Below are 10,828 nucleotides of genomic sequence, written 5' to 3'. Positions count from 1 at the left end.
GCAAACATAGCACACGGATGTAACTCAGTATTAGCAACAAAACTAGCACTAAAACTAGGAGACTATGCAGTAACAGAAGCAGGATTTGGAGCAGACCTAGGAGCAGAAAAATTCTTCGATATCAAATGTAGATTTGCAGGATTAAAACCAGCAGCAGCAGTAATAGTAGCAACAGTAAGAGCATTAAAGATGCATGGAGGAGTAGCAAAACAAGACCTAGGAAACGAAAACCTAGAAGCATTAGAAAAAGGACTAGAAAACCTAGAAAGACACATAGAAAACGTAGGGAAATTTGGAGTACCAGCAGTAGTAGCAATAAACAAATTCCCAACAGACACAGAAGCAGAAGTAAACCTAGTATTCGAAAAAGTAAAAGCATCAGGAGCAGAAGTAGTAATATCAGATGTATGGGCAAAAGGCGGAGAAGGCGGAGTAGAATTAGCAAAGAAAGTAGTAGAAGTATGCGAAACAAAACAATCAAACTTCAAGCCGCTATATGAAGTAGAGCTAACAATACAAGAAAAACTAGAAAAAATAGCAAAAGAAATATACAGAGCAGACGGAGTAGACTTCAGTAAAGCAGCAATAAAACAAATGAAGACATTAAAAGACATAGGACTAGACAAAATGCCAATATGTATGGCAAAAACACAATACTCATTCTCAGACGATGCAACACTACTAGGAGCACCAACAGGATTTAGGATAACAGTACGAGAAGTAAAAGTATCAGCAGGAGCAAAGTTTATCGTAGCATTAACAGGAGATGTAATGACAATGCCAGGATTACCAAAAGTTCCAGCAGCAAACAAAATGGATGTTCTACCAGATGGTACTATTGTAGGATTATTCTAATAAGCGAATATTTGAAAAATTTAAGAGAAGCCCTTAATACGGGCTTCTCATATTTCTATTCATTATCAATACATATCAGATTAATGTTACTTATTTATACAAAAGCACAAAACTACACATGCTTTGAAAGCGTTTTCACTAAATTTTCTAGTGTGCTTATATAAGGTGTCCAATTGCGGAAAGAATTAAGAGGTTATAGGTTGCATTAAATTATCAAAATGCCAAAAGAAAGAGGATGATAAAAATGTACAGTAGAAAAGACAAAAAAAAATCAATAAAAAGCAAGATTATGACTTTGCCATTAATAGCAGTATGTATTGGGATTTTGCTAATAGTGATTACATCATCATATCTTTTAAAAAATAGTTTAGTAGATGAAATGAAGCAGCATGGATTTGAATTAGTAGAACAATCTGTAAATAGAATAAAAGATAATGTTTATGCTATAAATACGATTAATACAATTATAGAAAAAGATATGAGAGTAGCAGCTTACGATGTTATTGCAAATCATGAAAATTTAAGTAATGAGCTTCTAGATGAAATTGTTCAGAGATCTACAATAGAAGAAATTTATTGGTATGATAAAGATCGAATTATTACTCACTCGACGGTAAGAGGAGATATTGGTTGGCAGCCAGGAGAGGATCATCCTTTAACTGAATTTGCTAAAAGTAGTGAAACTGAAATGATGGAAGATATTAGACAAGATATGGCTTCTGGAGAAGAACGTTATTTTAAGTTTGGTGCGGTAAAAGCACAAGATGGAGAATTCGTGCAAGTGGCAATATCAGGGGATACTATTCATGAAATCACACAACGTTATGGTTTTCAAAATCTAACAGAAGAATTAGCACAACAGGAAGGGATAGTATATTCACATTTTATTAATGAAAATTTAGAAGTAATTGCTTCTAGTAATCCTGAACAAGTGGCAATAGGAGATATGATTTCAAATAATGAAATCATCAATGAAATAAACTATGAGGAAAAACAATCATGGGAATACTATCTTGAGAGCGAAAATATCAGAGTTTACGATATTCTAGCACCAGTTGTAATAGATGGAGAGCAAGTTGGAGCACTACATATTGGGATATCTATGGATAGTGTGGAGTCAAGTATCAATAGAAATAATATAATGATTGCAACTATTGGTGTACTTATATTTATTGTTTTAAGCATTCTATTATTTGTTAGTGCTAATAGTATTGCTAAACCTATCAGTTTTTTAGTCAGAGAAATTGAAACACTAGCTAATTATAACCTTAAACTCGAGCAAGACATAGTAGTAAACCGATATAGTAATAGGAAAGATGAAATAGGTTTCATTGCTAAAGCTATAAGGAGCATGCAAGAGAATTTAAGAGAACTTATTAAAAATACGAAGGATGTTTCTAATCGAGTTACACATTCTTCTGAAGAACTAACTATAATTACTGAACAATCAGCAGTTGCTTCGGAGGAAGTATCAAGAACAATAGAAGAAATTGCTAGGGGAGCTAGCGATCAGGCAAAAGATACAGAGGAATCAGCAAATAATGTAGATGAAATGGAAAGGCTAATTGAAAAAAATAATGAGTACACTGACGAATTAAATACTGCTGTAAAAAAAATAAATAACGAAAAAGATGCAGGATATGAAACTCTTAAAGGTCTTGTCGATAAAACAGAACAGAATAATAAAGCTACAAATAATATTTATGATATTGTTTTAAGCAATAAAGAAAGTGCAGAAAAAATAGAAACTGCTAGTAGCATGATTGAAAGCATATCAGAACAGACAAATCTCTTAGCGCTTAATGCAGCTATAGAAGCTGCAAGAGCAGGAGAAGCGGGAAAAGGATTTGCAGTGGTCGCTGATGAAATTAGAAAATTAGCTGATCAGTCTAATGCTTTTACTGGAGAAATCAAAAAAGTAATCGAGGAACTAAAATCAAAATCTCAAATTGCAGTAGAAGAAATGCATAAGGTAAGAGACATAGCTGATGAACAAAAGGATAGTGTAAAAGAAACAGAAACTAAGTTTGAATCTATAGCGAGTTCTATTGAAATAGTAGAAGCAGTTATTCAAAAACTTAATGATTCTGCAGCTCAGATGAATACCAAAAAGAATAACTTGGTTGAACTTATGCAGAATTTATCAGCTATAGCAGAAGAAAATGCAGCTGGAACAGAAGAAGCATCTGCATCAGTAGAAGAGCAAACAGCCTCTATGGTAGAAATCGCCAACACCTCAGATGCTTTATCAAAGTTAGCAGAGGAAATGGAAAAAAGTATTTCTAAGTTTATACTTTAAAACTTAAGAAGTTCCAATAGAATTCATCCTTTTTTATAAAGCTATAGTTTTTTGGTTATTTATTTAATATATTGTAAAAAGGTACAATTAATAATAAAATATAGCTAACAGGATTTTTTTAACTTATGAAGATGTTATTGTGATAATGAGATAGAATTTAAATGGGGGTGATTTTTTTGGATTACACTTCAAAGATTAAAGATAAGGAAACAGACGAATTATTCGAAGCTATATTAAAGCTGGAGACAATAGACGATTGCTATAGATTTTTCGAGGATATCTGCACTATAAAGGAGATTCAGTCAATAAGTCAAAGGCTCCAAGTTGCGAAACTACTTAGACAGGAAAAAACATATAATGAAATAGAAGAAAAAACAGGAGCAAGTACAGCTACAATAAGCAGAATAAACAGAGCACTAAACTATGGCGCAGAAGGGTATAACATTATTTTAGATAGACTAGGATATACAAAAACTGAAGAGGATGATAATGAATAGATACTAGGGCAAGTAATTCTGTTAAGAAAAATATGTAAACTCAATTTTAAGAATATAAGTGATATTAAGTTATTTGAACAAGGAGAGTAGCAGAGGTGCTATCATCCTTGTTTTTTACTAATACATAGTTGTTTAGCATTAATATCTGTATCGATTTAATCTTATCCTGCTCTAATTAAAAAATTTTGTACTCAGGCAATAAGAATATTTTTTACGCTCCGTTTTTTAATTCGTTTAGGCATTCCAAGCCAGTATCTCGGCGATTCATTTTTCCAAACTTAAAAATTTTTATGTAATTACATCCTTACTTGAAATATCAAGATAATGTATTATACACATTTACATTGATAATAAGAAGTGAGATTTCATATAAATATACATAAAATTTAAAAAATATAAATTATTAATAATTTGTAACGAAGGATTTTACAATTTTCTACATTAATTTTATTTTCATTCCCTTATAATGACAGTGTGTAACCAAATAATATTAAATTATGTAAAGAATGTATATACAATGTGTAAAACTAGAAAACTTATTAGCGTGGTTTTGATTTTAAGTTTAATTATGTTATCTTCTGTTTTTAGTTTTTCTGAAGGTAGAAAAATAGTTTTATCTGAATAGTATAAAGCTGAAACTATAAGTAGCTTAATTGAAATAGGAGTTGTTAGCAAGTCTACACAAGATAATTCAATTAAAAAAATAGAACAAGGTGAGGTATGAAATTGCATAAATAATGATATTGCATCGAAAGTGACTTTCAATCTAATAACTTCTACAATAGAGGAGTCAATGAAAAGATATGAATTTGAAGACCATAGGATATCTATAAAGAGTAGATTTGTTATACAGTCATGATCACAAAAATTTTAAAAAAATATTGCGGAAATTTCCATAAATGACATAATAATATTAGTATATTTTTAAATATATACCAATATTATCAAAAAGAGATGTTGAAATGCTGAAAAGTAAGACTATGGGATCAATTATAGGGGCAGTTATGATTGTAGTCACTATGGCAATGCCTGTATTAGCGGCGGAGCCAACTCAAAAAATAGACTACACCGAACACAGCTTTGCAGAATTGGATCTAGACTATGTTAGTGCTCTGCTCGTGGAATATTTGATGATTATGTTGTCTACAGCGATGCATGGTGGATTATTTCTAATGGAGTTGGTGTTGGAGCAAAAGGCTGGACAGATATAGATGAGAAAAGTGATGGATCAGACAGATATCACTATTCCAATATACGCGTTTATTCTGGTTCGCAATATTGGAAATCTGGTAGAGAATGGGGATATGGAAGAGTTGAAGTATCGACTGGAAATGTTGGACAAGGTGCTTTAAGTGACTATAGACTTTTTTATGGCTTTTAGTAGTTAGCATATATAACAGAAGTAAATTTTGATATGTAATAAACAGGATATCGTATCATTACTTTCAGAAAAGTGGTAATGATACGATATCTATTATAAAAAAAGGATGTATGAGGGTGTATGACGAAAAAATTAGTTATGGGTTTTTCTATAATAATTATATTATTGGAATCATTATTTATATCATATATTAGTTACACTGATTTTATTAATTTACAAATAATAACAGCAAATTCATTGATGTCAGACAAGTCTGTTACGGTTTTATTTAAAGAAGGAAACATAGCACTGCCTTTGCATAAGTTAATTAACCGTTATCCTGATATAACTATTTTATCTGAGCTTTATAATTATCCTGATTTACGAGTATGGGGGATTTGTGGGAATTCCTTTTTAGATAGCAGAACAAATTCATTTATAGAAGGAACGTTTTTTAATAAAGGTGATTTTTTTAAGAAAGAATTCAAAGCTGTTGTAGGTAAAAATGTTATAAATTCAGATAATTGCTTTGAGGATAATAATGGCAAAAAATATTTTGTGTTTTATGATAATTATTATGAAGTCATTGGATATATATCCTCAGATATTAGTAATATGCTTGATAATACTGCTTTTGTTAATTTAGATTCATTTGATGTTAAATTGCGAGGATTTATTATAGATAGCGCAAAAAGTTCGAGTATAGTTACTGCTGTCAATAGCCTAAAAAAAGAATATGATGTTGATATAATAAGAGAAAATGATAACTTCATAGAAAGGTATATATTTAATGATGTCGATAGACATATATTAAATATTATAGTAACTATTTTTGCTAGTATACTTACTATTACACTTTTAATGTTCACCTTACGTTATTATAGTGAGGAAATTAAGGTTAAAAGAATAATAGGCATAAGCTTTAAAAGTATTTTGTATGATTTGATTAGAAGTGTTATTTTTTTAACTGCGGTAAATATTGCTTTTGTAGTAACAATATATGCAATTATTTACTATATCTTTTTACAAAATATTTACATAGGTTTTTATTTTCATTCTTTAATTATATTTTCATTTACTATATTAACTACTATTTGCTTAGCAATATATGTGTGTATGCTTATATCAAATAATTTATTTTATAAAAATGGAGTGAAGTAGATATATGAAATATAAAAAAAACAATTATATATACATAGCAGTATCTTTTTGTGTCTTGACTATTGCCACAACAATATTCATGTTTTCTAATAAAAACTATAATAAGGCAGTACATAAAATAATAGATTTTGATAATAAAAATGTTGAATCAATATATTTGCGAGTAACCGATGTATACGATCAAAAGAATCAAAAAAAATTATCAGAATTCTTTTCGGAAAAAAATTCATTGAAACTAATGAAGGAGTTTTCCCACATTGTAAATGAAGAATTTAATTTTTTAGAATTCGATACACAGACATTACTGTTAAAGGATATTTTTCGTTATAAAGATGAATTTCGAAAAGATTATGGAAGTAGTTCTTTTGGAGTGAACGATCATATTGGTATCTCTTTGCAATCTGTGCAGATAGGTAAAAATGCTTACGACTTTTTTACATTGGAAAATCAGGTTGCTAGTGGAAAAGGGTTTGAAAATAACGACTTTATATTTGATAACAAAATAATTCCGGCTATATTAGGTCATGAATATTCAGAGTTAATTAATATAGGTGATACAACAAAATTTAATTATTTATCGAAAGATATATCCGTAAAGATTATTGGCTTTTTAAAAAAGGATACCTCCATAGGGATTAATAACAAGATCCATTTCTTGGACAGATGTATCGTAATCCCTTCATTGGAGGTGGATTTTGAACCGGAAAATGAGGAGGATGAAAAGTTTCAAAAAATACTATATTCATTGAAAAACTGGGGATATATAAAGATGAACGATGGGGAAGATTATTATGATTATAAAAATAAAGTAGATGAAATTAGCAATAAGTTAAGTCTAAATTATGTTTTAAATGAAGGATTTGTCGGCCCGTACATTAGTAATATTTCAAATACAATGCATTCAAGCAAAGGAGTATTTTTGATTACATCTATTTTTCTATTTTTGATATTATCAGTTATTTTCACTTACATATATGTATGGAATTTCAATAGAAATAAAAAGGTCTATGCAATTCACTTAATTTGTGGCTGCAGTTTTCTTAGACTAAAGCTAAGAATATATTTTGAAATATTTATTCAATTCATATTATCACTTGGATTATCTTCCTTTATCAATAGAATTTTACTTGGACAGGATAGTATTTATTTATCTGAGCGTACATTACTTGAACAGGCAATAAGTCAAACTGTAGCATTATCAACAATTATAATGCTTGGAATATGTTTAGCATTAAATATTTATTTCAATAAAAGTAATATTTATGCTTCTATCCAAAAAGAAGATTAACAATAAAGGAGAATACAAATGATTGAATTTATTAATATTAGTAAAAAATTTAAGTATAAAAAATCCGAAATAAAAGCACTGGATAGTATCAGCTTAAAGATAGATAAGAATGAAATGGTTGCAATTATGGGACCAAGTGGTTCAGGCAAGTCAACACTATTGAATATAGCAGGGGGTATATTAAAGCAAAGCAGTGGAGAATATTTATTCAACAATGAAGCAGTATTGGGTGACGAATCGACAATGGCAAAATTCAGAAGTGATAATGTAGGGTTTATTCTCCAACATTTTGCATTAATTAAGAATAGAAATGTTTTATACAATATAGCATTACCATTAAAATATAAAGATATTGAAAAAAAAGAAATTAAAGAAAAAGTATTAGCGGTTGCTGACACGCTAGGAATTTCTAGTAAACTTGAAATGTATCCTCATATGCTTTCAGGTGGAGAATGCCAACGAGTAGCAATTGCTCGAGCAGTTATTTCAAATCCAAATGTTATTTTAGCAGATGAACCAACAAATTCTTTAGATAATGATAATAAATACGAAGTATTAGATATATTGAAAAAATTAAACAAAAACGGTATTACTATAATAATAGCTACTCATGATGATACAGTTGCCAAAATTTGTGATAGAAAAATACATATTAAAAACGGAAATAATGTCAAATAAAATTTTAATTTTAACACTTAGAAAAGAGAAGATGAAATTAATACATCTGTTTAGGATTCTGACAGATCCCTAGTTTTTACAAAGAACCAAGGGTTTGTTATTATGTCGATAAGTAGAATTTCAAAGTAAGCGCCAACTATAGCTCACACTCCAGACCAATAATTTCCATGAAATAATATCTTCTTGAGCATTTGTTCTTGTTTGAACTGAGTCCTCAGTCAATGCTTTTAGGGCGTCTGTAAATCCAAGCCTAACATGTGCAAAATAGCCAACTAAGGTTACACCCTTGCATCGCTGTAAACAGGATAGCCATCAGCTTGAAAAAATTCTGTAAAGCCATATATATGGTTTACTTGTAGTTTTTTTGCCTTCTTTATCTAATACTTGCTTTGTTGTTTCATATGCATGTATTACTGTTTCTTTTAGAGGGTAGTTTCATTGCCTTCTTACTTATTTTTAGGTGTTGAATAAATAACGACCATATATAAATGGATAATACTATTTTATAGCTTATACTATATATTTTTATTATCTTTTTCATCTAATTCTATTGTAAAGCTACTTTCTTTAGCATGTACTAAAGAGAATATAAACGTAAGACTGCTTGATTACAATAAAAATGTTATTTCGACTATAGAAAAAAATCAAAAAGGTACTTTAAACATACAATTTAAAAATGATATTTGTTATTTTGATGTAGAAACAGGTAAAGATACAGCTTACTATTTGAATTTCAGTTAAAAAAACTAAGTAAATATAATTAGCAAGTTAGAATAGTACCTAACTTGCTTTTTTGTTTAAATAAACCTGAATTTGCTTTGACTTGTCTACATCTTCACATTCTTCCATGCTTCAAATATCACTTCATTAAATACATCTATATCTTTTATAATGGTAGGTATATTAACCTTATATCCATTACATGAATGACTGTCGATTCTAAGAAAGCCTGTCTTTAAGTCATTCTCAGTAGAAACTACATTTTCAAAGTTCTCATCAAAAAGCTCAGGGTTAGTTATATACATAGCTGCAACAATGTCCCAGTTGTAAAAGCCTTTTGTATTGAACCAGTCCATGAAGAATTTATACCATTCATAGGATTTGTTTTTAATATACTTGTATGCTTCTACAGAATCATCATTCATTAATCTGTCAAACTCTTTTTCTCCAAAGAATGCTTGAAGACATATATGGCCTGTTAGTACAGTAGTCTTACATCCAGAGCTTAAGACAGTATATGCAGCTAAAGCATCTGATGAAAAATTTAGCTCATTCATGACTTTGTCTTCTATTATCAAAGGCTTTGTTATTCCACCCATCAAAACAATCTCCTTAACCTTTGTAAACAAACTATTGTCAAGCAGATATGCTCCATATAGATTAGTCAAAGAACCAGTAGCTAGAATTGTAATTTCTGAAGGGATATTATTAACAGAATCAACTAGAAAGCGTGCTGCATCACTCTGCCTATTGTCAATCGAAGCGGCTCCTTTGTATAGAGGTATATGTTTTATATTTAATTCATCAAACATTTTAACAGTATTATTATGTACATCTATAATTGTGCTGTTTCCAAAAGTTGTAGTGACACCTAATAAATCTATATCATTTCTTCCAAGTAAATAAAGCAACGTAAGTCCATCATCTACATCTTTTCCTGGTAAACCCATTGTGTTATCACAATCGAAAACTACCTTAGTCATCTCATATTCACCCTTTCACATTACATCAATTAGATTAATTTCGAGTTTTATCTTCCTAATTTGAATATTAATAATATATAATAGGATTGATATTATATATTTAATTTTAAGCAGAGAGTGGCATAAAATCAACTGCTGCTTTTTATATATAACATATCATTATTCTATATAATCATATTGTATAATTGCCTATACTTTAATAATGTATAATAATAGTGTAGGTAGTTTGATTAATATTTAACATTCTCAACTATAAAATTAAGGAGAGATAAATATTATGCCTACAAATAAGATAGAAGAATTAAAACAAAAGCGGCAGAAAGAAATAAAAAAGAAAAAAAGTCAAGTTCCATATGCAGCGGTGTTAACAGTAATAGTTATTTTAGTCTATGCTACATTTTTAAATACTAATTTAAGGTACAGTATATTTTGGATATTAGGTATATTGATAGGAATAACTCTGCAAAGATCAAGGTTTTGCTTTGCAGCAAGCTTTAGAGACCCCATACTTGTAGGCAGTACTTCACTTATTAAAGCTATTATAATTGCATTTATAATAAGTACAATAGGTTTTGCGATTATTCAGCATGGTTATATTACAGATAGTCAAAAATTTGACATAGTTAATATACCTGGACAGATTGAACCAGTAGGTATTCATACTGCCATAGGTGCAATAATGTTCGGAATTGGTATGGTTATAGCAGGAAGCTGCGCATCAGGAACATTGATGAGAATAGGAGAAGGTTTTCAGCTTCAGTTGGTAGTATTAGTTGGTTTTATAATAGGCTCACTGATAGGCGCGAGAAATTTTGTATTTTGGGATAAAGCATTAATATCAAAATCTCCTACAGTATATTTTCCAGCGTATGTTGGGATAACTGCTTCTGCAATTATTCAGATAGTAGTTCTTATACTGCTTTACATTTTTTCTGATTGGTATGGTAAAAAGAACAATATAATGTCTATGTAACTAGGAGGGTGAAA

9 protein-coding genes are annotated in these 10,828 nt (G+C 29.8%); 8 read left to right on the top strand and 1 reads right to left on the bottom strand.

Going from position 1 to position 10,828, the window contains the following annotated elements; all coding sequences use genetic code 11:
- The 7 genes from HNR33_RS20095 to HNR33_RS20065 all read left to right on the top strand — a co-directional run.
- A partial coding sequence (locus tag HNR33_RS20095) for a formate--tetrahydrofolate ligase (RefSeq protein WP_429087102.1) occupies window positions 1-855 on the top strand: 855 nt, incomplete at its 5' end.
- 244 nt (window positions 856-1,099) lie between these two features.
- On the top strand, window positions 1,100-3,154 hold the full coding sequence (locus HNR33_RS20090) for a methyl-accepting chemotaxis protein (RefSeq protein WP_429087100.1): 2,055 nt from the start codon (window positions 1,100-1,102) through the stop codon (window positions 3,152-3,154).
- A 176-nt stretch (window positions 3,155-3,330) separates the two neighbouring features.
- Entirely contained in the window at window positions 3,331-3,651 is a 321-nt protein-coding gene (locus HNR33_RS20085; RefSeq protein ID WP_429087097.1) for a YerC/YecD family TrpR-related protein, read from the top strand.
- Window positions 3,652-4,613: 962 nt separating this feature from the next.
- Complete coding sequence (locus tag HNR33_RS20080; protein WP_429087094.1) at window positions 4,614-4,862, top strand: hypothetical protein; 249 nt, start codon at window positions 4,614-4,616, stop codon at window positions 4,860-4,862.
- Window positions 4,863-5,152: 290 nt separating this feature from the next.
- Complete coding sequence (locus tag HNR33_RS20075; RefSeq protein ID WP_429087092.1) at window positions 5,153-6,172, top strand: hypothetical protein; 1,020 nt, start codon at window positions 5,153-5,155, stop codon at window positions 6,170-6,172.
- A gap of 4 nt (window positions 6,173-6,176) precedes the next feature.
- Window positions 6,177-7,460 (top strand): hypothetical protein, encoded by a 1,284-nt coding sequence (locus tag HNR33_RS20070; RefSeq protein WP_429087089.1) that lies wholly within the window; start codon window positions 6,177-6,179, stop codon window positions 7,458-7,460.
- Between the two features lie 18 nt (window positions 7,461-7,478).
- Entirely contained in the window at window positions 7,479-8,138 is a 660-nt protein-coding gene (locus tag HNR33_RS20065; protein ID WP_429087086.1) for an ABC transporter ATP-binding protein, read from the top strand.
- A gap of 827 nt (window positions 8,139-8,965) precedes the next feature.
- Here the strand turns inward: HNR33_RS20065 and HNR33_RS20060 are convergent.
- Window positions 8,966-9,841, bottom strand: coding sequence for a nucleoside hydrolase (locus HNR33_RS20060; RefSeq protein WP_429087084.1), 876 nt, complete (start codon window positions 9,839-9,841; stop codon window positions 8,966-8,968).
- A gap of 277 nt (window positions 9,842-10,118) precedes the next feature.
- On the opposite strand from HNR33_RS20060, the gene HNR33_RS20055 reads away from it, so the two are divergent.
- Window positions 10,119-10,814: a YeeE/YedE thiosulfate transporter family protein gene (locus tag HNR33_RS20055; RefSeq protein WP_429087081.1), complete on the top strand. Its 696-nt coding sequence runs from the start codon at window positions 10,119-10,121 to the stop codon at window positions 10,812-10,814.
- Window positions 10,815-10,828 lie beyond the last annotated feature (14 nt).

This window comes from Brassicibacter mesophilus, assembly GCF_050433385.1.
GTDB classification, from domain to species: Bacteria; Bacillota; Clostridia; order Tissierellales; family Proteiniboraceae; genus Brassicibacter; species Brassicibacter mesophilus.
Note: the sequence above shows the minus strand (reverse complement) of the source record. Positions and strands in the feature narration are given on the sequence as shown.

Bases quoted from the DNA above. Each gene is read 5' to 3' on its own strand.
- HNR33_RS20075 (WP_429087092.1), top strand. From the start codon at position 5,153: ATGACGAAAAAATTAGTTATGGGTTTTTCTATAATAATTATATTATTG.
- HNR33_RS20060 (WP_429087084.1), bottom strand. From the start codon at position 9,841: ATGACTAAGGTAGTTTTCGATTGTGATAACACAATGGGTTTACCAGGA.
- HNR33_RS20080 (WP_429087094.1), top strand. From the start codon at position 4,614: ATGCTGAAAAGTAAGACTATGGGATCAATTATAGGGGCAGTTATGATT.
- HNR33_RS20070 (WP_429087089.1), top strand. From the start codon at position 6,177: ATGAAATATAAAAAAAACAATTATATATACATAGCAGTATCTTTTTGT.
- HNR33_RS20055 (WP_429087081.1), top strand. From the start codon at position 10,119: ATGCCTACAAATAAGATAGAAGAATTAAAACAAAAGCGGCAGAAAGAA.
- HNR33_RS20065 (WP_429087086.1), top strand. From the start codon at position 7,479: ATGATTGAATTTATTAATATTAGTAAAAAATTTAAGTATAAAAAATCC.
- HNR33_RS20090 (WP_429087100.1), top strand. From the start codon at position 1,100: ATGTACAGTAGAAAAGACAAAAAAAAATCAATAAAAAGCAAGATTATG.